The organism is Streptomyces sp. NPDC001606, from assembly GCF_053596835.1.
In genome coordinates this window covers 211,624-235,471 of the sequence record NZ_JBSFHC010000010.1, presented here as the reverse complement: position 1 = coordinate 235,471, position 23,848 = coordinate 211,624, and the positions used below count along the sequence as shown (strand labels likewise).

At 72.7% G+C, this 23,848-nt stretch carries 20 protein-coding genes; 15 read left to right on the top strand and 5 right to left on the bottom strand.

The window, feature by feature from the left end:
- Window positions 1-153: 153 nt before the first annotated feature.
- Genes ACWCV9_RS20290 through ACWCV9_RS20280 form a run of 3 tightly spaced genes read left to right on the top strand, consistent with a single transcriptional unit; the run spans window position 154 to window position 2,926 of the window.
- The gene (locus ACWCV9_RS20290) at window positions 154-918 is read left to right on the top strand and encodes a DUF5819 family protein (protein ID WP_450788384.1); all 765 of its coding nucleotides are present in this window, start codon (window positions 154-156) and stop codon (window positions 916-918) included.
- Window positions 915-2,174: an HTTM domain-containing protein gene (locus ACWCV9_RS20285; RefSeq protein WP_450788382.1), complete on the top strand. Its 1,260-nt coding sequence runs from the start codon at window positions 915-917 to the stop codon at window positions 2,172-2,174. The genes ACWCV9_RS20290 and ACWCV9_RS20285 overlap by 4 nt, the downstream gene beginning before the upstream one ends.
- Window positions 2,171-2,926 carry a TrmH family RNA methyltransferase gene (locus ACWCV9_RS20280; protein WP_450788381.1) on the top strand — a complete coding sequence of 252 codons (756 nt, stop codon included), beginning with the start codon at window positions 2,171-2,173 and terminating at the stop codon, window positions 2,924-2,926. The genes ACWCV9_RS20285 and ACWCV9_RS20280 overlap by 4 nt, the downstream gene beginning before the upstream one ends.
- Before the next feature lie 24 nt (window positions 2,927-2,950).
- Here the strand turns inward: ACWCV9_RS20280 and paaN are convergent, their stop codons facing one another.
- A complete protein-coding gene (paaN, locus tag ACWCV9_RS20275; RefSeq protein ID WP_450788379.1) occupies window positions 2,951-4,642 on the bottom strand; it encodes a phenylacetic acid degradation protein PaaN in 1,692 nt (563 codons plus the stop codon).
- Between the two features lie 161 nt (window positions 4,643-4,803).
- Between paaN and ACWCV9_RS20270 the strand changes: the two genes are divergently transcribed.
- Both ACWCV9_RS20270 and ACWCV9_RS20265 read left to right on the top strand, forming a co-directional pair.
- Window positions 4,804-6,318 (top strand): 3-hydroxyacyl-CoA dehydrogenase, encoded by a 1,515-nt coding sequence (locus ACWCV9_RS20270; protein ID WP_450788378.1) that lies wholly within the window; start codon window positions 4,804-4,806, stop codon window positions 6,316-6,318.
- Window positions 6,315-6,902: a TetR/AcrR family transcriptional regulator gene (locus tag ACWCV9_RS20265; protein ID WP_450788376.1), complete on the top strand. Its 588-nt coding sequence runs from the start codon at window positions 6,315-6,317 to the stop codon at window positions 6,900-6,902. Before ACWCV9_RS20270 ends, ACWCV9_RS20265 begins: the two co-directional genes overlap by 4 nt.
- A gap of 113 nt (window positions 6,903-7,015) precedes the next feature.
- On the opposite strand, the gene ACWCV9_RS20260 is transcribed toward ACWCV9_RS20265, so the two are convergent.
- The gene (locus ACWCV9_RS20260; RefSeq protein WP_450788374.1) at window positions 7,016-7,540 is read right to left on the bottom strand and encodes an Lrp/AsnC family transcriptional regulator; all 525 of its coding nucleotides are present in this window, start codon (window positions 7,538-7,540) and stop codon (window positions 7,016-7,018) included.
- Between the two features lie 175 nt (window positions 7,541-7,715).
- Between ACWCV9_RS20260 and pdhA (ACWCV9_RS20255) the strand changes: the two genes are divergently transcribed.
- The 6 genes from pdhA (ACWCV9_RS20255) (at window position 7,716) to ACWCV9_RS20230 (ending at window position 14,729) form a co-directional block, all read left to right on the top strand.
- Window positions 7,716-8,870, top strand: coding sequence for a pyruvate dehydrogenase (acetyl-transferring) E1 component subunit alpha (gene pdhA / locus ACWCV9_RS20255; RefSeq protein ID WP_450788373.1), 1,155 nt, complete (start codon window positions 7,716-7,718; stop codon window positions 8,868-8,870).
- Complete coding sequence (locus tag ACWCV9_RS20250) at window positions 8,867-9,871, top strand: alpha-ketoacid dehydrogenase subunit beta (RefSeq protein WP_385841614.1); 1,005 nt, start codon at window positions 8,867-8,869, stop codon at window positions 9,869-9,871. The genes pdhA (ACWCV9_RS20255) and ACWCV9_RS20250 overlap by 4 nt, the downstream gene beginning before the upstream one ends.
- Complete coding sequence (locus tag ACWCV9_RS20245; protein WP_450788370.1) at window positions 9,871-11,250, top strand: dihydrolipoamide acetyltransferase family protein; 1,380 nt, start codon at window positions 9,871-9,873, stop codon at window positions 11,248-11,250. The genes ACWCV9_RS20250 and ACWCV9_RS20245 overlap by 1 nt, the downstream gene beginning before the upstream one ends.
- An 83-nt stretch (window positions 11,251-11,333) precedes the next feature.
- Window positions 11,334-12,230, top strand: coding sequence for an NTP transferase domain-containing protein (locus tag ACWCV9_RS20240; RefSeq protein ID WP_450788368.1), 897 nt, complete (start codon window positions 11,334-11,336; stop codon window positions 12,228-12,230).
- The gene (locus ACWCV9_RS20235) at window positions 12,227-13,636 is read left to right on the top strand and encodes a molybdopterin molybdotransferase MoeA (RefSeq protein ID WP_450788367.1); all 1,410 of its coding nucleotides are present in this window, start codon (window positions 12,227-12,229) and stop codon (window positions 13,634-13,636) included. Before ACWCV9_RS20240 ends, ACWCV9_RS20235 begins: the two co-directional genes overlap by 4 nt.
- A 112-nt stretch (window positions 13,637-13,748) precedes the next feature.
- Window positions 13,749-14,729, top strand: a complete 981-nt coding sequence (locus tag ACWCV9_RS20230) for an NAD(P)H-quinone oxidoreductase (RefSeq protein WP_450788365.1) — start codon at window positions 13,749-13,751, stop codon at window positions 14,727-14,729.
- A gap of 41 nt (window positions 14,730-14,770) precedes the next feature.
- Here ACWCV9_RS20230 and ACWCV9_RS20225 read toward each other — a convergent pair whose 3' ends face one another.
- Entirely contained in the window at window positions 14,771-15,493 is a 723-nt protein-coding gene (locus tag ACWCV9_RS20225) for a hypothetical protein (protein ID WP_450788363.1), read from the bottom strand.
- Between the two features lie 172 nt (window positions 15,494-15,665).
- Here ACWCV9_RS20225 and ACWCV9_RS20220 point away from each other — a divergent pair, with 172 nt between their 5' ends.
- Complete coding sequence (locus tag ACWCV9_RS20220; RefSeq protein WP_450788361.1) at window positions 15,666-16,202, top strand: bacterial proteasome activator family protein; 537 nt, start codon at window positions 15,666-15,668, stop codon at window positions 16,200-16,202.
- A gap of 84 nt (window positions 16,203-16,286) precedes the next feature.
- Here the strand turns inward: ACWCV9_RS20220 and ACWCV9_RS20215 are convergent, their stop codons facing one another.
- Window positions 16,287-17,951 (bottom strand): protein kinase domain-containing protein, encoded by a 1,665-nt coding sequence (locus ACWCV9_RS20215; protein ID WP_450788359.1) that lies wholly within the window; start codon window positions 17,949-17,951, stop codon window positions 16,287-16,289.
- 376 nt (window positions 17,952-18,327) lie between these two features.
- Between ACWCV9_RS20215 and ACWCV9_RS20210 the strand changes: the two genes are divergently transcribed.
- The gene (locus tag ACWCV9_RS20210) at window positions 18,328-19,959 is read left to right on the top strand and encodes a protein kinase domain-containing protein (protein ID WP_450788357.1); all 1,632 of its coding nucleotides are present in this window, start codon (window positions 18,328-18,330) and stop codon (window positions 19,957-19,959) included.
- 72 nt (window positions 19,960-20,031) lie between these two features.
- Here the strand turns inward: ACWCV9_RS20210 and ACWCV9_RS20205 are convergent, their stop codons facing one another.
- Entirely contained in the window at window positions 20,032-21,051 is a 1,020-nt protein-coding gene (locus ACWCV9_RS20205) for a phosphotransferase (RefSeq protein ID WP_450788443.1), read from the bottom strand.
- 574 nt (window positions 21,052-21,625) lie between these two features.
- On the opposite strand from ACWCV9_RS20205, the gene pdhA (ACWCV9_RS20200) reads away from it, so the two are divergent.
- Window positions 21,626-22,864 carry a pyruvate dehydrogenase (acetyl-transferring) E1 component subunit alpha gene (pdhA, locus tag ACWCV9_RS20200; RefSeq protein WP_450788356.1) on the top strand — a complete coding sequence of 413 codons (1,239 nt, stop codon included), beginning with the start codon at window positions 21,626-21,628 and terminating at the stop codon, window positions 22,862-22,864.
- A gap of 1 nt (window position 22,865) precedes the next feature.
- Window positions 22,866-23,843 carry an alpha-ketoacid dehydrogenase subunit beta gene (locus ACWCV9_RS20195; protein ID WP_450788354.1) on the top strand — a complete coding sequence of 326 codons (978 nt, stop codon included), beginning with the start codon at window positions 22,866-22,868 and terminating at the stop codon, window positions 23,841-23,843.
- The last annotated feature ends 5 nt before the right edge of the window (window positions 23,844-23,848 follow it).

Sequence of the window (23,848 nt, the reverse complement as noted above, 5' to 3'; positions counted from 1 at the left end):
GCCGGGGGCTGAGTACCGTTCCGTGCTAGTGCCGGGCAGGGAGAGGTGCTCGTGACACATGCGGTGCCCAGGGTGCGGCCGTGTCACCCGCTCAGCCCAAGCGCCGGCCCGGACATCGAGCTGACCACTGACCGAAACGGGGGACGGGGCGCAATGGACGCGTACGACGAGGACTCGGGGCCCCCGGACACCCCGGCCCAGCAGCCCGGAGGGGGCGCTCCGGTGCCGGGCGAGGTTCCGGTGCCGGATCCGACCCCGCCGTCCCCGCCGCGCACCGGTGTCGCCGCCCTCTCCCCCCGCTACCAGGTCGCGGCGGCGCTGGCGCTCGCGGTGGTCGCGGTCGCCGCCGGGGTGCATCTGCTGATGGTGTTCCTCAGCGTCGCCCCCGCGAACGCGGTGACCAAGCAGCACGGCACGATGGTGGAGGACTGGGTCTACCCGGAGTTCGAGCAGAACTGGAAGCTGTTCGCACCGAACCCGCTCCAGCAGAACATCGCCGTCCAGGTGCGCGCCGAGGTGCAGATGAAGGACGGCAGTGTGCGGACCACCGGCTGGATCGACCTGTCCGCGCAGGACGGTGCCGCGATCGACGGCAACCCGCTGCCCAGCCACACCCAGCAGAACGAGGTCCGCCGTGCCTGGGACTTCCTCGTCGCCACGCACACCAACGACAACCGCCCGGTCGGCATGCGCGGCTCGCTGTCCGAGCAGTACGTGCGCCGGATCGTGGTGATGCGGCTCTACCGGACCGATCCGACCAGCCGCGACGGTGTCATCCAGCGCGTGCAGGTCCGTTCCGTCACCACCAATGTGCAGCCACCGAAGTGGAGCCACGAACAGGTGCCCGACAAGCCGGTCTACCGCGTGCTGCCGTGGTGGACGGTGACCGCCGACGAGGCCGCCGGAGGTGTGCGGTGAACCGGTTCTCCCTGACTCTCTCGCGTGGGATCGCCAAGGTCACCGGGGAGGCGCTCGCGCCCTACCAGAGCGCCGTGATCCGTATCGGCTTCGCCGGGACCTGGCTGCTGTTCCTGCTCCGCGAGTACCCGCACCGCCAGGAGCTGTACGGGCCCACCGGCCCCTGGGGCTGGCACCTCGCCAAGCAGCTGACCACCGACAACCACGCCTTCACGGCCCTGCTGTGGTCCGACGGGCAGCTCTGGTTCGAGTGCTTCTACGTGCTGGCGATCCTGGCCAGCGCGGCCCTACTGCTCGGCTGGCGCACCCGGACCGCGTCGGTGCTGTTCATGGTGGGCGTGCTGTCGCTCCAGAACCGCAGTGTCTTCGTGGGCGACGGCGGCGACAACGTGCTGCACCTGATGTCCTTCTACCTGGTGTTCACCCGCTGCGGTCGGCTGTGGTCGCTGGACGCCCGGCGGGCGGCACGCGAGGCGGCGGCACGGGAGCGGGGCGAGCGGGTGCCCGCCGACTGGACGGGCCCCGCGCTGTGGACGGTGCTCGGACTGGCCCTGGTCACGGTGACGGCGACCGGCCGGTTCGACAACGGCTGGCTGCTCCCCGCGCTGCTGTGGACGGCCTGGGCCGGGCTCGGCCTGTGGTGGGTGGTCGGACGCCGGGCGGCGAAGTCGCCGCAGCCGCGGATCCTGCTGGACGTGATCGCGAACGTGCTGCACAACGGCGCCATGTTCGTGATCGCGGCGGAGGCGTGCCTGATCTACGCCACGGCCGGCTGGTACAAGATCCAGGGCTCGCGCTGGCAGGACGGCACCGCCGTCTACTACCCGCTGCACCTGGACTACTTCACGCCCTGGCCGGGTCTCGCCGATCTGATGTCGGCCAGCGGCATCATGATGACGATCGCGGCCTACGGCACGGTCATGGTGCAGGTCGCCTTCCCGTTCACGGTGTTCAACCGGCGGGTCAAGAACGTCCTGCTGGTGCTGATGATGGCCGAGCACGCGGTGATCGCGGTCGTCCTCGGTCTGCCGTTCTTCTCCCTGGCGATGATCACCGCGGACGCGGTCTTCCTGCCGACGTCCTTCCTGCGCCGGATCCAGGCGCTGGCGCTGCGCGCGCGTGGGCGGTTCGCCGGGCAGGGTGACGGCGCGGTGCCCGCGCCGCGCTCCGAAGCGAGCCCCGAGACGGACTCCGGGACGAGCCCCGGTGCGAGCCCCGAGGAGAGCGCGCCCGGACCCGTAGGGTTCACCGCATGACCGACCCGCTGATCCGCTGGCGCGAGCACGCCGGTGATGCCGTGCTGCTGGACGGCTTCCACGCCCTGAAGCATGCGCTGCGCTTCGGTGCCGAGGTGCCGGTCGCGGTCGCCATCGACCGGGGGGCCGCACTCGCGCTCGCCGCGGAGCTGGCCGAGGACGTGCGGGACACGCTGGACGCGCTGCTGACCGAGGTGTCCGCGCAGACGTACGCCTCGCTCGTCCCGCGCCCGCATCCGACCGGGGTCGCCGCCCTCGCCGTACGACCGTCCCGCGAGGCCGGGCTGCGGACGCTCGCCCGCACGCCCCGCACCGCGCCGGTCGTGGTCCTGGACAACCCGCGCAACCTCGGCAACGCGGGCGCCGTGATCCGGCTGGCCGCCGGGTTCGGGGCGACCGGGGTGGTCACCACGGGCACGCTCGACCCCTGGCACCCCACGGTGGTGCGCGGCGGCGCGGGCCTGCACTTCGCGACCGTCGTGGAGCGGCTCGGCGTCGAGGAGCTGCCCGCGGGGCCGCTGTTCGCCCTGGACCCCGAGGGCCGGGACATCCGCGGCACCGCGCTGCCCGACGACGCCGTCCTGGCGTTCGGCTCGGAGCGCAGCGGGCTCTCGGCCGAGCTGCGCGCGCGTGCCGACCATCTGCTGCGGCTGCCGATGCGCCCCCAGGTCTCCAGCTACAACCTCGCCACCAGCGTGGCGATGACGCTGTACCACTGGAGCCTCACCGGGGGCGCACCCCCGGCTTCCTAGCCCGGGGGTTCTTCGGCCCTCCCGTCAGCCCTCGCGGCGGACCTCCACCACCCGGAACCGGTTGGCCACGAAGGCGCCGTCGCACAGTGCGGCGTTGGCCGCCGGGTTGCCGCCCGAGCCGTGGAAGTCGGAGAAGGCGGCGGTCTGGTTGACGTACACCCCGCCGGTGAGGTTGAGGGACAGCTGGGCGGCCTCCTCCAGGCAGACCTCCTCGATCGCCCGCTCGACCTCGGCGTCGGTGGTGTACGCGCCGACCGTCATCGCGCCCTTCTCGCGGACCGTGCGCCGCAGCAGCTCCACCGCGTCGGTCACCGAGTCGACCGCGACGGCGAAGGAGACGGGGCCGAAGCACTCGCTCATGTAGGCGGCCTGGTCGTCGGGCTTGGCGCCGTCCAGCTTGACGATGACGGGCGTGCGGACGACGGCGTCCGGGAACTCCGGGTTGCTGATCTCGCGGGAGGCGAGGGCGACCTCGCCGAGACCGGCCGCGGCCTCCAGGCGGGCCTTGACGTCCGGGTTGACGATGGCGCCCAGCAGGGCGTTCGCGCGGGCGTCGTCGCCGAGCAGGCCGTCGACCGCGCGGGCGAGGTCGGCGGCGACCTCGTCGAAGGTCTTGGGGCCCTCGTCGGTGCGGATGCCGTCCCGGGGGATGAGCAGGTTCTGCGGGGTGGTGCACATCTGGCCGCTGTACAGGGACAGCGAGAACGCCAGGTTGGACAGCATGCCCTTGTAGTCACTGGTGGAGTGCACGATCACCGTGTTGACGCCGGCCTTCTCCGTGTAGACCTGCGCCTGGCGGGCGTGGGTCTCCAGCCAGTCGCCGAAGGCCGTCGAGCCGGTGTAGTCGATGATCCTGATCTCGGGGCGGGTGGCGAGGGTCTTGGCGATGCCCTCTCCCGGGCGCTCGGCCGCCAGCGCCACCAGGTTGGGGTCGAAGCCCGCCTCGGTGAGCACCTCCCGGGCCACCTGCACGGTCAGCGCGAGCGGCAGCACCGCGCGCGGGTGCGGCTTGACCAGGACGGCGTTGCCGGTCGCGAGGGAGGCGAACAGGCCCGGGTAGCCGTTCCACGTCGGGAAGGTGTTGCAGCCGATGACCAGGCCGATGCCGCGCGGAACCGGCGTGAAGTGCTTGGTGAGGACCAGCGGGTCCCGCTTGCCCTGCGGCTTGCTCCACTCCGCCGTGCCCGGGGTGCGGACCTGCTCCGCGTACGCGTACGCCACCGCTTCCAGGCCGCGGTCCTGGGCGTGCGGGCCGCCCGCCTGGAACGCCATCATGAACGCCTGTCCGCTGGTGTGCATGACGGCGTGCGCGAACTCGTGGGTGCGGTCGCTGATCCGCTTGAGGATCTCCAGGCAGACCACGGCCCGGACCTCCGCGCCCGCGTCCCGCCAGGCCCCCTGGCCCGCCTTCATCGCGGGCAGCAGCACGTCCAGGTCCGCGTGCGGGTACGTGACGCCCAGCTCGATGCCGTACGGCGAGACCTCGCCGCCCACCCAGTCGTCGGTGCCCGGCTGACCGAGGTCGACACGGGTGCCCAGCAGGGCGTCGAAGGCGGCCTTGCCCGCGGCGGCGTCCAGGCTGCCGTGCTCGCCGTACGCCTTCGGGTGCTCGGGGTGCGGGGACCAGTACGCACGCGTGCGGATCGCTTCCAGGGCCTGGTCGAGAGTGGGCCGGTGCTTCGCGATCAGCTCGGGCGCGGTCGGTACGGCGGCCATGAGGGACCAACTCCTCGTCTGGGGGAACTCTTCGTCGAGTTCATGACCTGGGCAGAAACAGGGGCGGGAACAGCCGGTCAGAGCTAGAGTAACCGAACGATCGGTCGGGACAAGGGGGCCTGCCGCATCTGTGGAAAACCCCGTGCGGGAGGATCGCGCACATGACAGCACTCGACCTCAACAGCCCCGTCGCCGTCGTCGGCACCGGCACCATGGGCCAGGGCATCGCCCAGGTCGCGCTGGTCGCCGGCCACCCCGTGCGGCTCTACGACGCCGTCGCCGGGCGGGCCCGGGAGGCGGCCGAAGCGATCGGCGCCCGCCTCGACCGGCTCGCGGCCAAGGGCCGGCTCGGCGACGCCGAGCGGGACGCGGCCCGCGCCCGGCTGACGCCGGTGGACGACCTGTCCGGACTGGCGGACTGCGCGCTGGTCGTCGAGGCCGTGCTGGAGCGGCTGGACATCAAGCAGCAGCTCTTCCGCGAGCTGGAGGAGATCGTCGCCGAGGACTGTCTGCTCGCCACCAACACCTCCTCCCTGTCCGTCACGGCCATCGGCGGCGCCCTGCGCCGGCCCGGCCGCTTCGTGGGCCTGCACTTCTTCAACCCGGCCCCGCTGCTCCCGCTGGTCGAGGTCGTCTCCGGCTTCGCCACCGACGTCACCTCGGCCACCCGCGCGTACGAGACCGCCCGCGCCTGGGGCAAGACCCCGGTGGCCTGCGCGGACACGCCCGGATTCATCGTCAACCGCATCGCCCGGCCGTTCTACGCCGAGGCGTTCGCCGTCTACGAGGCGCAGGCCGCCGACCCGGCCACCATCGACGCGGTGCTGCGCGAGTGCGGTGGCTTCAGGATGGGCGCCTTCGAACTGACCGACCTGATCGGCCAGGACGTCAACGAGTCCGTCACCCACTCGGTGTGGCAGTCCTTCTTCCAGGACGTGCGCTTCACCCCGTCCCTGGCCCAGCGCAGGCTCGTGGAGTCCGGCCGGCTCGGCCGCAAGAGCGGACACGGCTGGTACGACTACGCCGACGGCGCCGAGCGGCCCGAGCCGCACACCGCCGACAAGGAGCAGCCGCCCGCGTACGTCGTCGCCGAGGGCGATCTCGGCCCCGCGCGCGAGGTGCTCACACTGGTCCGGGAGGCGGGCCTCCAGGTCCGTGAGGAGGACGAGGACAACGGCACCCGTCTGGTGCTGCCCAGCGGCGGCCAGCTGGTGCTGGCCGACGGCCAGACCTCCGTGGAGTTCCGCGACGTCGTCTACTTCGACCTCGCGCTGGACTACCGCGCGGCCACCCGTATCGCCCTCTCCACTTGCCAGGACACCTCGCCCCGCACCCTCGCCGAGGCCGTCGGGCTGTTCCAGGCGCTCGGCAAGGACGTCAGCGTCATCGGGGACGTCCCCGGCATGATCGTCGCCCGTACGGTCGCCCGGATCATCGACCTCGCGCACGACGCGGTCGCCAAGGGCGTGGCCACCGAGGAGGACATCGACACCGCCATGCGGCTGGGGGTCAACTACCCGCTCGGTCCCTTCGAGTGGGACCGCCGGCTCGGCCGCGAGTTCGCCTTCGAGGTCCTGGACGAGATGCACGAGCGCGACCCCTCCGGGCGCTACGCGCCCTCCCTCGCGCTCTACCGCCACGCATGCGCGGCCGAGAACCGGGAGGGCGCGGAATGACCACCCCCAAGCGCGACACCTACACGCCCGAGACACTGCTCTCGGTCGCCGTCCAGGTCTTCAACCAGCGCGGCTACGACGGCACGTCCATGGAGCATCTGTCCAAGGCTGCGGGCATCTCCAAGTCGTCGATCTACCACCACGTCAGCGGCAAGGAAGAGCTGCTGCGGCGGGCCGTCAGCCGCGCCCTGGACGGCCTGTTCGGCATCCTGGGCGAGGAGCACGCGCGCGTGGGGCGGCCCGTCGACCGGCTGGAGCACGTCGTACGGCGCATGGTCGAGGTGCTCATAGCGGAGCTGCCCTATGTGACGCTGCTGCTGCGCGTGCGCGGCAACACCGCCACCGAGCGGTGGGCGCTGGATCGCCGCCGGGACTTCGACCACCAGGTCGCCGAACTGCTGAAGGCGGCCGCCGCCGACGGCGACGTACGCGACGACGTGGAGGTGCGGCTCGCCACCCGACTCGTCTTCGGCATGATCAACTCTATTGTGGAGTGGTACCGGCCGGAGGCGCGGGGCGCCAGCGGCCGGGAGGTGGCCGACGCGGTCGTCCGGCTGGTCTTCACCGGCCTGAAGCAGGACTGATTCGCCCGCCTGGAGCAGGACTGATTCGCCGGCCTGGAGCAGGGCTGATTCGCCGGCCTGGAGCGGGGCTGAGGGCGGGCTGAGGGCGGGCTGAGCCGGCCCTCGGGTCCGGCTCAGGAATCCGGCTCCAGGTCCTCCTCCTCGAACACCAGCAGGGTGCGGGTGCTCAGCACCTCCGGGATCGCCTGGAGCCGGGTGAGCACCAGCTCGCGCAGCGCCCGGTTGTCGGGCGTGTGCACCAGGAGCAGCACGTCGAAGTCGCCGCCCACGAGGGCGATGTGTGAGGCGCCGGGCAGCTGCCGCAGCTGCTCGCGGACCGTGCGCCAGCTGTTCTGCACGATCTTCAGCGTGATGTACGCCGAGGTGCCGTGCCCGGCGCGTTCATGGTCCACCCGCGCGCTGAACCCGCGGATCACGCCGTCCTCGACGAGCCGGTTGATCCGCGCGTAGGCGTTGGCGCGCGAGACGTGGACGCGTTCGGCGACGGACCGTATCGAGGCACGGCCGTCCGCCTGGAGGATCTTCAGGATGTCCTGATCGATGGCGTCCAGCGGGCGCGGCGGCGGCAGCACACCGCCCTCCTGGGACATGTCCCGTGCCGCGTCGTACGGCGCGTCGGCCATTTGTTCAGGTGCCATGTCCCCCCGCTTCATCGCTGTGGACGTCCTGCGTTCATTCCAGGCTGTGGAGAACCGTTTGTCCACAGCCTGGTGGGGCCTGTAGCCAAAATGTGCCGTCGACCGAACAATCGGTAGGTGAGGCGGGTCACAGCCGACGCGCCTCCCGTAGCCGCTTCCACGAGGAGGTGCCGTCATGACGGTGATGGAGCAGCGGGGTGCCTACCGGCCCGCCCCGCCGCCCGCCTGGCAGCCCCGTATGGACCCCGCGCCACTGCTGCCCGACGCCGAGCCCTACCGCGTCCTCGGCACCGAGGCGGCCGCCAAGGCCGACCCGGAGCTGCTGCGCCGACTCCACGCCCAACTGGTGCGCGGCCGCCGCTACAACACGCAGGCCACCGCGCTCACCAAGCAGGGCCGCCTCGCCGTCTACCCCTCCAGCACCGGCCAGGAGGCCTGTGAGGTGGCCGCCGCGCTGGCCCTCCAGGAGCGCGACTGGCTCTTTCCCAGCTACCGGGACACCCTCGCCGTCGTCGCCCGGGGCGTGGACCCCGTCGAGGCCCTCACCCTGCTGCGCGGCGACTGGCACAGCGGCTACGACCCCTACGCCCACCGCGTCGCCCCCCTCAGCACCCCGCTGGCCACCCAGCTGCCGCACGCCGTCGGTCTGGCGCACGCGGCCCGCCTCAAGGGCGACGACGTCGTCGCGCTCGCCATGGTCGGGGACGGCGGCACCAGCGAGGGCGACTTCCACGAGGCGCTGAACTTCGCCGCCGTCTGGCAGGCACCGGTCGTCTTCCTGGTCCAGAACAACGGCTTCGCCATCTCGGTCCCGCTCGCCAAGCAGACCGCCGCGCCTTCCCTGGCGCACAAGGCCGTCGGCTACGGCATGCCGGGCCGGCTGGTCGACGGCAACGACGCCATCGCCGTCCACGAGGTCCTCAGCGACGCCGTACGGCACGCCCGCGCGGGCGGCGGCCCCACCCTGGTCGAGGCGGTGACGTACCGCATCGATGCCCACACCAACGCCGACGACGCCACCCGCTACCGGGGTGACACCGAGGTCGAGGCATGGCGCGCCCATGACCCGATCGAGCTGCTGGAGGCCGAGCTGACCGCGCGCGGGCTGATCGACCAGGCCGGCATCGAGGCCGTCCGGCAGGAAGCCGAGACGATGGCCGCCTCCCTGCGCGACGGCATGAACCGGGACCCCGAGCTGAACCCCATGGACCTCTTCGACCACGTCTACGCCGAGACCACGGCCCAGCTGCGTGAGCAGCGTGCCCTGTTGCGCGCCGAGCTGGCGGCCGAGCAGGAGCAGCACGGCGCGCAGGAAGGCGGCGCCCGATGACCACCGTCGCCGTCAAGCCCGCCACCATGGCCCAGGCCCTCACCCGCGCGCTGCGCGACGCCATGGCCGCCGACCCCACCGTGCACGTCATGGGCGAGGACGTCGGCGCCCTCGGCGGTGTCTTCCGGGTCACCGACGGCCTCGCCAAGGAGTTCGGCGAGGACCGCTGCACCGACACCCCGCTCGCCGAGGCCGGCATCCTCGGCACCGCCGTCGGCATGGCCATGTACGGGCTGCGCCCGGTCGTGGAGATGCAGTTCGACGCCTTCGCCTACCCGGCGTTCGAGCAGCTGATCAGCCATGTCTCGCGGATGCGCAACCGCACGCGCGGCCGGATGCCGCTGCCGATCACCGTCCGTGTCCCCTACGGCGGCGGCATCGGCGGTGTCGAGCACCACAGCGACTCGTCCGAGGCCTACTACATGGCCACCCCGGGCCTGCACGTCGTCACGCCCGCGACCGTCGCCGACGCCTACGGCCTGCTGCGCCAGGCCATCGCCTCCGACGACCCGGTCGTCTTCCTGGAACCCAAGCGGCTGTACTGGTCCAAGGACTCCTGGAACCCCGAGCAGCCCACAGACGTGGAGCCCATCGGACGGGCGGTCGTCCGCCGCGCCGGCCGCAGCGCCACCCTCATCACCTACGGCCCCTCCCTGCCGGTCTGCCTGGAGGCCGCCGAGGCCGCCCAGGCCGAGGGCTGGGACCTGGAGGTCGTCGACCTGCGCTCCCTGGTGCCGTTCGACGACGAGACGGTCTGCGCGTCCGTCCGGCGCACCGGCCGCGCGGTCGTCGTCCACGAGTCCACCGGGTTCGGCGGACCGGGCGGCGAGATCGCGGCCCGGATCACCGAGCGCTGCTTCCACCATCTGGAGGCGCCCGTGCTGCGCGTGGCCGGGTTCGACATCCCCTACCCGCCGCCCATGCTGGAGCGGCACCACCTGCCCGGCGTCGACCGCATCCTGGACGCCGTGGCGAGGCTCCAGTGGGAGGCCGAGGGCTGATGGCACAGGTGCTGGAGTTCAAGCTGCCCGACCTCGGCGAGGGGCTCACCGAGGCGGAGATCGTCCGCTGGCTGGTCCAGGTCGGCGATGTCGTCGCCATCGACCAGCCCGTGGTCGAGGTCGAGACGGCCAAGGCGATGGTCGAGGTGCCCTGCCCTTACGGCGGTGTGGTCACCGCCCGCTTCGGCGAGGAGGGCACCGAACTGCCCGTCGGCGCCCCGCTGCTGACCGTTGCCGTCGGCGAACCGTCGGCGGCCCCCGAGGGCTCGGGGAACGTCCTGGTCGGCTACGGCACCTCCGAGGCGCCGCCCCGGCGCCGCAGGGTGCGTACGGCCGCCACGGCGCCGGTGCCGGCGGAGCGCCCCGCGCCCGCCCCGGCCGCCGCCACCCCCGCCCCGGCCGCTGCCGCACCCGGCCACGCGCCCGCGCGGCCCGCGGCGGCCACCGGCCCGGTGCCCGTCATCTCGCCGCTGGTGCGCAGGCTCGCCCGGGACAACGGCCTGGACCTCAGGCAGCTGTCCGGCTCCGGCCCCGAGGGGCTCATCCTGCGCGCGGACGTCGAGGGCGCCCTGCGGGCCAGGGCCGCAGGCCCGGCGACGGCCCAGCCGCTGAACCAGGCCACCGCACCGGCGGACCACGGCCACGCCACAGCGGCCACGGTACGGCCGACGCCCGCCGGCACCCCGCGGGACGGCACCCGTGTCCCGCTCAAGGGCGTCCGCGGTGCCGTCGCCGACAAGCTGTCCCGCAGCCGCCGGGAGATCCCGGACGCGACCTGCTGGGTCGACGCCGACGCGACGGAACTCATGCGGGCGCGGGCCGCGATGAACGCCGCCGGGGGCCCCAAGATCTCCCTGCTCGCGCTGCTCGCCCGGATCTGCACCGCCGCACTGGCCCGGTTCCCCGAGCTGAACTCCACCGTGGACACCGAGGCCCGCGAGATCGTCCGGCTCGAACAGGTCCACCTCGGCTTCGCCGCGCAGACCGACCGCGGGTTGGTCGTGCCCGTCGTCCGGGACGCCCACGCGCGCGACGCCGAGTCGCTGACCGCCGAGTTCGCCCGGCTCACCGAGGCGGCCCGCACCGGCACCCTGACACCCGGGGAACTCACCGGCGGAACCTTCACGTTGAACAACTACGGGGTGTTCGGCGTCGACGGCTCCACACCGATCATCAACCACCCGGAGGCGGCCATGCTCGGCGTCGGCCGCATCGTCCCCAAGCCATGGGTGCACGAAGGCGAGCTGGCCGTGCGTCAGGTCGTACAGCTCTCGCTCACCTTCGACCACCGGGTGTGCGACGGCGGCACGGCGGGCGGCTTCCTGCGCTATGTCGCCGACTGTGTGGAACACCCGGCGGTGCTCCTGCGCACCCTGTGACGCACCGCCCCTGACGTCCGGGCCGCTGTCCGCCCTGTGAGGCACCGGCCCGGCCGCGGGAGCGCGCAGGACATACTCGGAGGGTGACCGACACCGCCCCCGCCACCCCCGCGGGCCCCGGCCCCGCGCCGTACGACGCCGTCGTGCTGGCCGGCGGGGCCGCCCGGCGGCTCGGCGGGGCCGACAAGCCGGCCGTCCGCGTCGGCGGCCGCACGCTGCTCGACCGGGTGCTCGCGGCTTGCGCGGGCGCCGGTACGACCGTCGTCGTGGCCGCCCCCCGGCCCACCGCCCGCGCGGTGCGCTGGACGCGCGAGGATTCGCCCGGCGCCGGCCCGGTCGCCGCGCTGGAGGCGGGCCTGCGGCACACCACGGCCGAGTACGCCGTCGTCCTCTCCGCCGACCTGCCCTTCCTCGTACCGGCCGTGCTGGAACGCCTGTTGACCGCGGTGCGGGAAAGCGGCGCCGACGGCGCGCTGCTCACCGACGCGGGCGGCCGCGACCAGCCGCTCGTGGCCGCCTACCGCACCGCCGCCCTCCGCCACGAGCTGACCGCGCTCGCCGCCGCGCCCGACGGCCTCACCGGGCTTCCCCTGCGCCGGCTGACCGGCGCCCTCCGCCTCACCCGTGTCCCGGACCCGCTCGCGTCCTTCGACTGCGACACCTGGGACGACATCGTCAACGCCAGGGCACGCATCAGGGAGCATGGGCACGTGTTGGATGAATGGATCTCCGCAGTCAAGGACGAGCTGGGCATCGACCTGGACGTCGACACCGGCGTCCTGCTCGACCTGGCCCGGGACGCCGCACACGGCGTCGCCCGGCCCGCCGCCCCGCTGACCACCTTCCTCGTCGGCTATGCCGCCGCACGCGCCGAGGGCGGCCCCGAGGCCGTGGCCGAGGCCGCCCGCAAGGCCACCGCGCTGGCCCTGCGGTGGGAAGCGGAGAGCAGCGGGGCCACCGGCGCCCCGGACGCCGGATGACCGCCCCCGGAACCCGCGCCGGGGAGAGCGACGACCTCGACGTCGAGGAGGCCCTGGCACTCGTGAGGGAAGCCGGAAAGGACCCCGACCACGACTCCGGCAGGAACCCCGGCGCGCAGCCCGGCAGGGAACCCGGCGCCGGCGACGCCGGACCCGTCCCGGACCCGGCACCCCCCGCACCCGACCGGCGCGCGGCCGCACGGCACAGGGCCACGCCCTGGCCCGAGGCCCGCGAGACAGCCGCCCGGGCCGCCCGCACCCGGGCCCGCCGCGCCCCCGTCTCCGTGCCGCTCGGCGACGCGCTCGGCCTGGTCCTGGCCACCCCGCTCGACGCGCTCACCGACCTGCCCTCCTTCGACACCTCCGCCATGGACGGCTGGGCGGTCGCCGGACCCGGCCCCTGGCAGGTACGGGACGAAGGGGTGCTCGCCGGACACGCCCAGCCCGCGCCGCTCACGGACGGAGAGGCCGTGCGGATCGCCACCGGCGCCCGCATCCCCGCCGACACCACCGGCGTCCTGCGTACCGAGCACGGCCACACCGACGCCCAGGGACGGCTGCACCCCACCCGGGAGATGGTCCACGGCCAGGACATCCGCCCGCGCGGCCAGGAGTGCCGCAGCGGCGACCAGTTGCTGCCCGCCGGCACCCTGGTCACCCCCGCCGTCCTGGGCCTCGCCGCGGCCGCCGGCTACGACACCGTCACCGCCGTCGCGCGCCCCCGCGTCGACGTCCTCGTCCTCGGCGACGAGTTGCTCACCGAGGGACTGCCGCACGACGGGCTGATCCGGGACGCCCTCGGCCCGATGCTGCCGCCCTGGCTGCGCGCGCTCGGCGCCGAGGTGACCGCCGTGCGCCGCATCGGTGACGACGCCCGGGCGCTGCTCAAGGCGGTCACCGGCTCCACCGCCGACCTGATCGTCACCACCGGCGGCACCGCCGCCGGACCCGTCGACCACGTCCACCCCACGCTGGAACGCATCGGCGCCGAACTCCTCGTCGACGGCGTCAAGGTGCGGCCCGGCCACCCCATGCTGCTCGCCCGCACCAAGGACGACCAGCACCTCGTGGGTCTGCCCGGCAACCCCCTCGCGGCCGTCTCCGGCCTGCTGACCCTCGCCGAGCCGCTGCTGCGGACCCTGGCCGCCCACCCGGCCCCCGAGCCGTACACACTGCCGTTGAGGGAGGCGGTGCAGGGCCACCCGTACGACACCCGGCTCATCCCGGTGACGCTGCGCGGCGACCGCGCCGTACCGCTGCACTACAACGGCCCCGCCATGCTCCGGGGCATCGCCGCCGCCGACGCGCTGGCCGTCGTACCGCCGGGCGGAGCACGGCAGGGCGCGGAGACGGAACTGCTGGACCTGCCCTGGGCGACCGGCGGAATCGGGGTGTGTTTCACGTGAAACAACGGGCCATGACGCCATCGCCCATGGCGCGCCCGGCACCCGGGTGACCTCGGACACCCGTCCCGCGCGACACGGGTGACGGGCCCGGAGGCGGAGTAGCGTCACGGGCATGTATGCGATCACGATTCCCGAATTCGGCGATCCTGACGTGCTGGTGTGGGAAGAGGTTCCCGATCCGGTGCCCGGCGAGGGCGAGGTGCTGGTCGAGGTGGCGGCCAGCGCCGTCAACCGCGCCGACATCATGCAGCGCCAGGGCTTCTACAACCCGCCGCCCGGCGCCTCCTCCTACCCCGGCCTGGAGTGCTCCGGCACCATCGCCGCACTCGGCCCCGGGGTGTCCGGCTGGGCCGTGGGCGACACGGTGTGCGCGCTGCTCGCGGGCGGCGGCTACGCCCAGAAGGTCGCCGTACCGGCCGGGCAGCTGCTGCCCGTGCCCGAGGGCGTCGGCCTGAAGCAGGCCGCCGCACTGCCCGAAGTGGTCTGCACCGTCTGGTCCAACGTGTTCATGGTCTCCCATCTGCGGCCCGGGGAGACCCTGCTGGTGCACGGCGGCTCCAGCGGCATCGGGACCATGGCGATCCAGCTGGCGAAGGCCGTCGGCGCCAAGGTCGCGGTGACCGCCGGCACCAAGGAGAAGCTGGAGCGCTGCGCCGAGCTGGGCGCGGACATCCTCGTCAACTACCGGGAGCAGGACTTCGTCGAGGAGATCCGGCAGGCCACGGGCGGGGCGGGTGCCGATGTCATCCTCGACAACATGGGCGCCAAGTACCTGGACCGCAACGTCCAGGCCCTCGCCGTCAACGGCCGGCTCTCGATCATCGGGCTCCAGGGCGGGGTCAAGGGCGAGCTGAATCTCGGCATGCTGCTCGGCAAGCGGGCCGCGATCAGCGCGACGTCGCTGCGGGCGCGGCCGCTGGACGAGAAGGCGGCGATCGTGGCGGCGGTGCGGGAGCATGTGTGGCCGCTGGTCGAGGCCGGGCACGTCCGGGCGGTCGTGGACCGTGAGCTGCCGATGGAGCAGGCGGCGGAGGCACACCGTGTGGTGGAGGCCAGCGGCCATATCGGCAAGGTGCTGCTGGTCGCGCCGTAGCCCCGTCCGGGCGAGGGCCGGGCCGCGGGCGTAGGCGCGTCTCAGCTCTTGCGCAGCCGCAGGCCCAGGAAGGCCAGGCCGAGGCCCAGGCCGATGAAGACCAGGCCGCTGCCCAGCGGAAGGATGTCCAGCACCGGCTCGCCGGCGTCCTGGCTCTGCTGGGCGGCGTTCTGGGTGGGGGCCGGCCGCAGCGGGGGACGGGCGGGGTCGAGGCCGGCCTCCTCCGGCGGCTGCGAGGCCGCCGGTGACTGCCCGGCGGGATCCGCGGTCTCCGGCTCCTCCGGTATGGCGGCGGGGTCGGGCGGCTGTGTGGGTACGGCGTCGTCGTCGCCCTCCACCTCGGCGGCGGGCCCGTCCGGCCGGCCTGGACGCATCCGCCCCTGTCCCGCCAGGCTCCCCGCCCGGGACGGATCGGGGTCCGCGGGCCGGAACGAGGCGGAGGCGGAGTCGGAGGGCATGACCACGGGCGACGCCTCGGCGGGAGCGGGCGGCTCCTGGCCCGGCGCGTCCGTCGCGCCGGCCGATGCCACGGGAGCGTCCGGCGTGGCATCGTGCGGCCGCCCGTGCTGCCGGGTGTCCTGCCGGACATGGCCGGGGGAGCCCGAGGCGGCCGGATGCCCGGAGCCGAAGAGGTGCGTGGGACCGGGCTCCGGGGCGTGTACGGGCGCGGCGCAGGCGGGGGTGGCGGTGTACGCCGCCAGGGTCGCCGTGAGGGCGAGCAGCAGCCGTACGCGGTGGAAGGTGAGTCGCTGCCTTGGAGTCACGTCGGTGACCTCCCGGAGCCCAGGGGCCGTAATCGATGGATAACGAGAGAACAAGCCTCACATTCATGACTCAACAGGGCATTTTGGGTTGCTCCGTCAGGTCTAAACGGTGGATCAGTCCCGCGAGGGGGCACCACGGTGATGAGGTGTACTGGTGCGAGAGAATGGCGGCATGGAGATGCCGAGGAACGAACGGTCGCCGGAGAATCCCCAGATCCTCGTCGTGGGCCAGGACGGGATGGCACTCGGCGGCGGGGACGAGGAATCCCGCGAGACCCCGGTGACGGAGCAGGTCGAGCAGCCGGCCAAGGTCATGCGGATCGGCAGCATGATCAAGCAGCTCCTGGAGGAGGTGCGCGCGGCTCCTCTCGACGAGGCCAGCCGGGCCCGGCTGAAGGAGATCCACCACAGCTCGGTGAAGGAGCTGGAGGACGGCCTGGCGCCGGAGCTGGTCGAGGAGCTCGAGCGGCTGTCCCTGCCGTTCAACGACGACACCACCCCCAGCGACGCGGAACTGCGGATCGCCCAGGCACAGTTGGTGGGCTGGCTGGAGGGTCTGTTCCACGGGATCCAGACCACGCTGTTCGCCCAGCAGATGGCCGCGCGGGCCCAGTTGGAGCAGATGCGCCGCGCGCTGCCGCCGGGCATGAGCCACGAGGGCGGGGACGACCCCCGCGCCGGTGGCCGCTCGGGCGGGCCGTACCTGTAGACCGTCAGCACGACATCCGAGATCACACCGCATGAGAAGGGGCCCGGCGGACGACCGCCGGGCCCCTTCGTCAGCGCGTGCGCGTCACTGCGGCGGGTTGCCCGTCGACACGCTCAGCTCGATGGTGCCCGGGTCCTTCTTGTCGACGTCCGATCCCTGGGACGGGAACTGGTCCAGCACGGTGCCGTCACCCCAGGTGTTGTTGTCCACCTTCTTGATGTTCATCATCCAGCCCGCGGCCTGGAAGCAGGCCTTCACGGAGTTGATGTCCTTGTACCGGAAGTCGGGCAGTTCGATCTTGCTCGCGTCGTCCCACGCCTTGGTGGGCTCCGTGCACTGGGTCTTGTCGATCACCTTGGAGCGGTCCGGGGGGCGGTAGCCCGACCGGTGCGCGGAGGACGTCGAGGTGCTGGCGCTGGCGCTGGCCCCGCCGCCCCCGCCGGTGTCGTCGCTGTGGCTGCTCAGCGACATGGCGACGATCAGACCGACGACGGCGACGAGCGACACCGCGATCGAGCCGATGATCACCGGCTTGTTGCTCTTCCCGCCAGAGCCGCCGGAGCGCCCCGCGGTCTGCGTGGCCGGCTGGGGCGAGATCGTGTACGGCGGCGGGGTCGCGGCGCCCTGCGGGCCGTAGCCGACCGGGGGCGCTGTCTGCTGGGCCTGCTGCGGATAGCCGTAGGCCGGCGCGGGGGTGTGCGCGGCCGGGGCGGGCGTCTGCGGGCCGTACGGACCCGGCTGGTACGGCGTCTGCACCGGCCCGGGGGCCGTCTGGGCCGCCTGCCCGACCGGCGGGAACACCGCGGAGCCCACGCCCGAACCGCTCTGCTGCGGCCCGGCGCCCGGCACGATGCTCGGCGGGGCCGCCTGGAAGGACGCGGCGATCCGCAGGCACTCGTCCCGCATGGCCTCGGCGGTCGGGAAGCGCTCGTTCGGGTTCTTCTTCAGCGCGCGGGCGACGAGCGCGTCCATGGCGGCCGGCAGGGAGCGGTTGATCGAGGAGGGCGCGACCGGCTCCTCCTGCACATGCGCGTACGCGATCGCCAGCGGCGAGTCCGCGTCGAACGGCAGCCGCCCGGTGACCAGCTGGAACAGCATGATGCCGACCGAGTACAGGTCGGAGCGGGCGTCCACGCCCCGGCCGAGCGCCTGCTCCGGCGAGAGGTACTGCGGGGTGCCGACGACCATGCCGGTCTGGGTCATCGAGGTGACACCGGACTGCATGGCGCGGGCGATGCCGAAGTCCATCACCTTGACCACGCCGCGCTTGGTCACCATCACGTTGCCCGGCTTGATGTCGCGGTGGACCAGCCCCGCCTCGTGGCTGATCTCCAGCGCCGCGAGCACGTCCGCGGTGACCTTCAGGGCCTTGTCCGCGGGCATGGCGCCGTACTGCCGGATGTCCTCCTCGAGGACCGAGCCCAGCGGGCGGCCCTCGACGTACTCCATGACGATGTACGGCATCGCCATGCCGTCCAGCTCGTCCTCGCCCGTGTCGAAGACGGAGACGATGTTGGTGTGCGTGAGCTTCGCCACGGCCTGCGCCTCGCGGCGAAAGCGCTCGCGGAAGGCCTGCTCCCGGCCGAGTTCCGTATGGAGCGTCTTGATCGCGACCTGGCGGTCGAGCACGGCGTCGTACGCCAGGTGCACCGAGGCCATGCCGCCTTCGCCGAGCAAGTCGCGCAGCTGGTAGCGGCCGCCGGCCAGGCCCTGCCCCGCGTACCGGCCGTGTGCGCCGTCCTGGCTCATGTCTCCGCGTCCCCCACTGCCCGTCCGGCGCCGTCGTCGATCGCGTCGTATCCGCTGCTGATCAGACGCCGGCCGCGCAGGCCTTGATCGAATGTGTCATTACCGGCCAAGTCTGCCCCAGGCCACTGACACGTCAAGCTCGGTGCCCGTTCCGTGACCGTACGCGAAAGAAGCGTCGCGCAAGCGTTACAGGGGGCGTACGACCGGCACACAGAATTTGCACGACAGCGCGTGCTAAAGGTTTGATGGCCGGTCCGGCGCCGGGCCGGTCCCGGTTCCGGTTCCGGACCGGCGGGCCCGACGGAGGCTGTAGCGTGGCCGACGGAGACCGTGACAACACCGCGCGCACCGCGGGCAGAAACGACGGCGAGGACTGATGGCACAGACGCAGCGCGCCCAGGGCCCGTCCGACCCCGAGGCGACTGGCGGCGGCATGTCGGACGCGCCGGAGATGTGGGGCAACGGCGGGCTCGTCGGCGACGGCCGGTACCGGCTCACGCACCGGCTGGGCCGGGGCGGCATGGCCGAGGTGTTCGCCGCCGAGGACGTCCGTCTGGGCCGTACCGTCGCGGTGAAGCTGCTCCGCGCGGATCTCGCCGAGGACCCGGTCTCCAAGGCCCGCTTCACCCGTGAGGCGCAGTCGGTCGCGGGCCTCAACCACCACGCGATCGTCGCCGTGTACGACTCCGGCGAGGACGTCGTCGGCGGCCAGTCCGTGCCGTACATCGTGATGGAGCTGGTCGAGGGCCGCACCATCCGCGACCTGCTGATGACCGCCGACGCGCCGGGCCCGGAGCAGGCGCTGATCATCGTCTCCGGGGTGCTGGAGGCGCTCGCCTACTCGCACCAGCACGGCATCGTGCACCGTGACATCAAGCCGGCCAACGTCATCATCACGCACAGCGGCGCGGTCAAGGTGATGGACTTCGGCATCGCCCGCGCCCTGCACGGCGCGTCCACGACGATGACCCAGACCGGCATGGTCATGGGCACGCCGCAGTACCTCTCGCCGGAGCAGGCGCTCGGCAAGGCCGTCGACCACCGCTCCGACCTGTACGCGACCGGCTGTCTGCTGTACGAACTCCTCGCGCTGCGGCCGCCGTTCACCGGCGAGACCCCGCTGTCGGTGGTCTACCAGCACGTCCAGGACATGCCGGTGCCGCCGTCGCAGGTCTCCGAGGGCTGCCCGCCGGAGCTGGACGGCCTGGTCATGCGCTCGCTCGCCAAGGAGCCGGACGACCGGTTCCAGACGGCCGAGGAGATGCGCGGCCTGGTCCAGTACGGCGTGCAGATGCTGTACGACCAGGGCGGCTACACCGGCACCTGGAACACCGGCCCGGTGGAGGCGCACGACGGCCGGCACACGCCGGCGGGCGGCTTCGCGGGCACGACCGCGATGCCGCACCCCATGGACGGCGCCGGCACCGCGCAGATCCCGCAGTCGGTCCTGCCGCAGGGCTACGGCAATGGTGACGACGGCGGCTTCGAGGGGCACGGCAACAGGGGCAGCGGCCGCGGCAAGCTCTGGGTGCTCGCCGTCCTCGCGGTGATCGCCATCGCGGCGGGTGTGGCGCTGGCGCTCAAGAACACGGGCACCACCCACAGCCCCGGCACGGACACCAAGCCGACGACGACCCACTCGAAGTCCACGGACCACAAGACCGACTCGCCGACCCCGTCCGACGACGGCGCCGGCCAGACCTCGGACACCGGCACGGGCACCGGCTCGGACGCCGGCTCCGGCTCCCACTGGACGTCGCCGACGCCCTCGCCGTCGGACACCCCGTCGCAGCCGGACACCACCGACCCGTCCACCGCGCCCACGGACCCGCAGACCTCGCAGTCGCCGCCCACCAGCCCGACGGACGGCGGCACCGGCACGGGCACCGTGGACGGCGGCACCGACACCGGCACCACGGACGGCGGCGGCACGGACACCGGCACCACGGTCGGCGGCGGCACGGACACCGGGGCCACGGACGGCACCACGGGCGACACCGGTCCTTGAAGGTCACCCACGGCGACCGTCCCGCCGGGCACCCCCTCGCCCCGCGGGACGTCGCCCTGAGGGCGGTCGCCGTCAGCCGGTGAACGCCTCGCACACCGCGTCGTACGCGCGTGTCCACCACACCACGAGCGCCGACGCGGCCGGGAACTGGCAGTCCGCGCGCGTGTCGCCGCGTTCGTAGTGCCAGCGCAGCATCCAGAAGTCGTTCAGCCGCTCCCACCACACCCGGTGCACGGCCGCCGCCAGCTCCGAGGGCGCCGCACCGGCCGCGCGCCGGTACGCGCGCGCGTAGGCGCGCACTTTCGGCAGGTCCAGCGTGCCCGCCGGCCGTACGAAGAAGATCGCGGCGGCGCGTACGGCCTCCTCCGCGCGCGGCTGCACGCCGAGCCGGTCCCAGTCGACGATCGCCGCCGGTGCGTCGTCGTCGGTGTAGAGCAGGTTGAACGGGTGGAAGTCGCCGTGCACCCAGCCCACCGAGGCGCCGCGCGGCGGGCGCCGGTCGGCGTGCTGCTCCAGCAGGGCGCGGCGCTCCTGGAGCCGGTGCCGGGCCAGTTCGTCGAAGGCGTCCGCGGGGCGGTGGCGGTCGACGTGCGCGAGCAGGCCGTCGATGACGGTGAGGGTGTCGGCCGGGTCGGCGCTCTCCACCGGGTGGGGGCTGGTGGCCGGGCGGGTGCGCCCCTTCGGCGGCATCACGCGCTCCAGACAGGCGTGCACGGCACCCAGGAGCGCGCCGAGGCGTGCGCTCTCCCCACGGGTGAGCTGGCCGCCGTGGCGGTGTCTGCCGTCGATCCACGGGTGCAGGGCGTAGGCGTGGCCGCCGATGACGGCGACGGTGCGGCCCTCGCGGTGGGTGAGCGGCACGGCGACCGGGACGCCGAGGTCGGCGAGGCGCTGGGTGGCGCGGTGCCGGCGTTCGATGGCGGTCGGATCGGCGGTGTCCGGGTCGAAGTGGTGCTTGAGGAAGTAGCGGCCGCGGGTGGTGCAGAGCCGGTAGCCGCGGTTCAGCAGCCCCTGTTCGACCGGTTCACAGGTGAGGGCCGTACCAGCGGCGTACAGGTGCAGCAAGGGGCCGAGAGGGGGCGCGTGGGGCACGGCGGGTGGTACACAAGAGCGCGGCACGCGGCAGATGCTAGGGCACGAAAAGAGGCCTGTGAGCTGCGGGTTATCACAGACAGTCGCTGGTGATCGCTTTCGGTCATGCGGCGGGCTTTATCAAATGTTTCCGTGGCTTCCGCTCTTTTGTGCCTGCATTCGGGCTACATCCGGCCGCACAGGAATTCTTGATCGTCTTCTCGGCGGGACACCCCGCTAGGGAGGATTGCCATGATTTTTCGGTCTTGGCGCGGCGAACCGGTCTCGCACGCAAACTCTTCCCGTGAGCTGGGTGAGCGGGATAACGTGCGCATGTTCCGGCCGCGACAAGGCTGTGACCAGCACGCTTGCACACCACCCCGATTTACTTGGAAATCCAAGCAAAATCGCAGGTCAGGTGGGGTTTCACAGAATTGTGAAGCACTGGGTAACGTAATGGTTGCAGGGCGCTCGCCGGGGCACCTGTCACGCCTGTTCCCGGCCGAGTGGCACCCACCCCGTGCCCCGTGGTCGAACAGGTGAGCCGCACTGGCCTACCGGCAACCCCGGGGGCCGGAACGACGGAGGAGCACACGTGACCGTGGAGAGCAGTGCCGCGCGCAAGCCGCGACGCACCGCCGCAGGCAAGGCCGGCACCACCGGCGACAAGACCGGTACCGCCGGGAAGACGTCCGGGGCCACCGGCACCAAGCGCACCACCCGTAGCAACCGCACCACCGCCCAGAGCACCGGGCCGGAGCTGGTACAGCTCCTGACCCCCGAGGGCAAGCGGGTCAAGAACGCCGAGTACGACTCCTACGTCGCCGGTATCACCCCCGAAGACCTGCGCGGGCTGTACCGCGACATGGTGCTCACCCGCCGCTTCGACGCCGAGGCCACGGCCCTTCAGCGCCAGGGCGAACTGGGCCTGTGGGCGTCCCTGCTCGGCCAGGAGGCCGCCCAGATCGGCTCCGGCCGCGCGCTGCGCGACGACGACTACGTCTTCCCGACCTACCGCGAGCACGGCGTCGCCTGGTGCCGCGGGGTCGACCCGACCAACCTGCTCGGCATGTTCCGCGGCGTGAACAACGGCGGCTGGGACCCGAACGGCAACAACTTCCACCTGTACACGATCGTCATCGGCTCGCAGACGCTGCACGCCACCGGCTACGCCATGGGCGTCGCCAAGGACGGCGCGGACTCGGCCGTCATCGCCTACTTCGGCGACGGCGCCTCCAGCCAGGGCGACGTGGCCGAATCGTTCACCTTCTCCGCGGTCTACAACGCGCCCGTCGTGTTCTTCTGCCAGAACAACCAGTGGGCGATCTCCGAGCCCACCGAGAAGCAGACCCGCGTCCCGCTCTACCAGCGCGCCCAGGGCTACGGCTTCCCCGGCGTCCGCGTCGACGGCAACGACGTCCTGGCCTGCCTCGCGGTCACCAAGTGGGCGCTGGAGCGCGCCCGCAGCGGCGAGGGCCCCACCCTGGTCGAGGCGTACACCTACCGCATGGGCGCCCACACCACCTCCGACGACCCCAGCCGCTACCGCGGCGACGAGGAGCGTCTGTCCTGGGAGGCCAAGGACCCGATCCTGCGCCTTCGCCGCTACCTGGAAGCCGCAAACCACGCGGACGAGGGATTCTTCGCGGAACTCGAGGACGAGTCCGAAGCGTTGGGCAGGCGAGTGCGCGAAGCGGTCCGCGCCATGCCCGACCCGGACCACTTCGCCATCTTCGAGAACGTGTACGCGGACGGGCACGCGCTCGTCGACGAGGAGCGAGCCCAGTTCGCCGCCTACCAGGCGTCGTTCGCGGACGCAGAAGGGGGTCACTGAGATGGCCGAGAAGATGGCGATGGCCAAGGCCATCAACGAGTCGCTGCGCCGCGCCCTGGAGACGGACCCCAAGGTCCTCGTCATGGGCGAGGACGTCGGCAAGCTCGGCGGTGTCTTCCGGGTGACCGACGGCCTCCAGAAGGACTTCGGCGAGAGCCGGGTCATCGACACCCCGCTCGCCGAGTCCGGCATCGTCGGCACCGCGATCGGCCTGGCCCTGCGCGGCTACCGCCCGGTGGTGGAGATCCAGTTCGACGGCTTCGTCTTCCCGGCGTACGACCAGATCGTCACCCAGCTCGCCAAGATGCACGCGCGCTCGTTGGGCAAGGTCAAGATGCCGGTCGTGGTCCGCATCCCCTACGGCGGCGGCATCGGCGCGGTCGAGCACCACTCGGAGTCCCCCGAGGCCCTGTTCGCGCACGTCGCCGGCCTGAAGATCGTCTCTCCGTCCAACGCCTCGGACGCCTACTGGATGATGCAGCAGGCCATCCAGAGCGACGATCCGGTGATCTACTTCGAGCCCAAGCGCCGCTACTGGGACAAGGCCGAGGTCGACACCGAGGCCATCCCGGCCCCGCTGCACAAGGCGCAGGTCGTCCGCGAGGGCACCGACCTGACCCTGGCGGCCTACGGCCCGATGGTGAAGCTCTGCCAGGAGGCCGCCGCCGCGGCCGCCGAGGAGGGCAAGAACCTGGAGGTCGTGGACCTCCGCTCGGTCTCGCCGCTCGACTTCGACACCCTCCAGAGCTCGGTGCAGAAGACCCGCCGTCTGGTCGTCGTCCACGAGGCGCCGGTCTTCTTCGGCTCCGGCGCGGAGATCGCCGCGCGGATCACCGAGCGCTGCTTCTACCACCTGGAGGCCCCGGTGCTCCGGGTCGGCGGCTACCACGCCCCGTACCCGCCGGCGCGTCTGGAGGAGGACTACCTGCCGGACCTGGACCGCGTGCTCGACGCCGTCGACCGCTCGCTGGCGTACTGAGGGAG

Bases quoted from the DNA above. Each gene is read 5' to 3' on its own strand.
- ACWCV9_RS20195 (WP_450788354.1), top strand. From the start codon at position 22,866: ATGGCCGAGAAGATGGCGATGGCCAAGGCCATCAACGAGTCGCTGCGC.
- ACWCV9_RS20210 (WP_450788357.1), top strand. From the start codon at position 18,328: ATGGCACAGACGCAGCGCGCCCAGGGCCCGTCCGACCCCGAGGCGACT.
- ACWCV9_RS20260 (WP_450788374.1), bottom strand. From the start codon at position 7,540: ATGGCACCTGAACAAATGGCCGACGCGCCGTACGACGCGGCACGGGAC.
- ACWCV9_RS20250 (WP_385841614.1), top strand. From the start codon at position 8,867: ATGACCACCGTCGCCGTCAAGCCCGCCACCATGGCCCAGGCCCTCACC.
- ACWCV9_RS20215 (WP_450788359.1), bottom strand. From the start codon at position 17,951: ATGAGCCAGGACGGCGCACACGGCCGGTACGCGGGGCAGGGCCTGGCC.
- ACWCV9_RS20280 (WP_450788381.1), top strand. From the start codon at position 2,171: ATGACCGACCCGCTGATCCGCTGGCGCGAGCACGCCGGTGATGCCGTG.
- ACWCV9_RS20245 (WP_450788370.1), top strand. From the start codon at position 9,871: ATGGCACAGGTGCTGGAGTTCAAGCTGCCCGACCTCGGCGAGGGGCTC.
- paaN (WP_450788379.1), bottom strand. From the start codon at position 4,642: ATGGCCGCCGTACCGACCGCGCCCGAGCTGATCGCGAAGCACCGGCCC.
- ACWCV9_RS20235 (WP_450788367.1), top strand. From the start codon at position 12,227: ATGACCGCCCCCGGAACCCGCGCCGGGGAGAGCGACGACCTCGACGTC.
- pdhA (WP_450788373.1), top strand. From the start codon at position 7,716: ATGACGGTGATGGAGCAGCGGGGTGCCTACCGGCCCGCCCCGCCGCCC.
- ACWCV9_RS20265 (WP_450788376.1), top strand. From the start codon at position 6,315: ATGACCACCCCCAAGCGCGACACCTACACGCCCGAGACACTGCTCTCG.
- ACWCV9_RS20290 (WP_450788384.1), top strand. From the start codon at position 154: ATGGACGCGTACGACGAGGACTCGGGGCCCCCGGACACCCCGGCCCAG.
- ACWCV9_RS20270 (WP_450788378.1), top strand. From the start codon at position 4,804: ATGACAGCACTCGACCTCAACAGCCCCGTCGCCGTCGTCGGCACCGGC.
- ACWCV9_RS20230 (WP_450788365.1), top strand. From the start codon at position 13,749: ATGTATGCGATCACGATTCCCGAATTCGGCGATCCTGACGTGCTGGTG.
- ACWCV9_RS20220 (WP_450788361.1), top strand. From the start codon at position 15,666: ATGGAGATGCCGAGGAACGAACGGTCGCCGGAGAATCCCCAGATCCTC.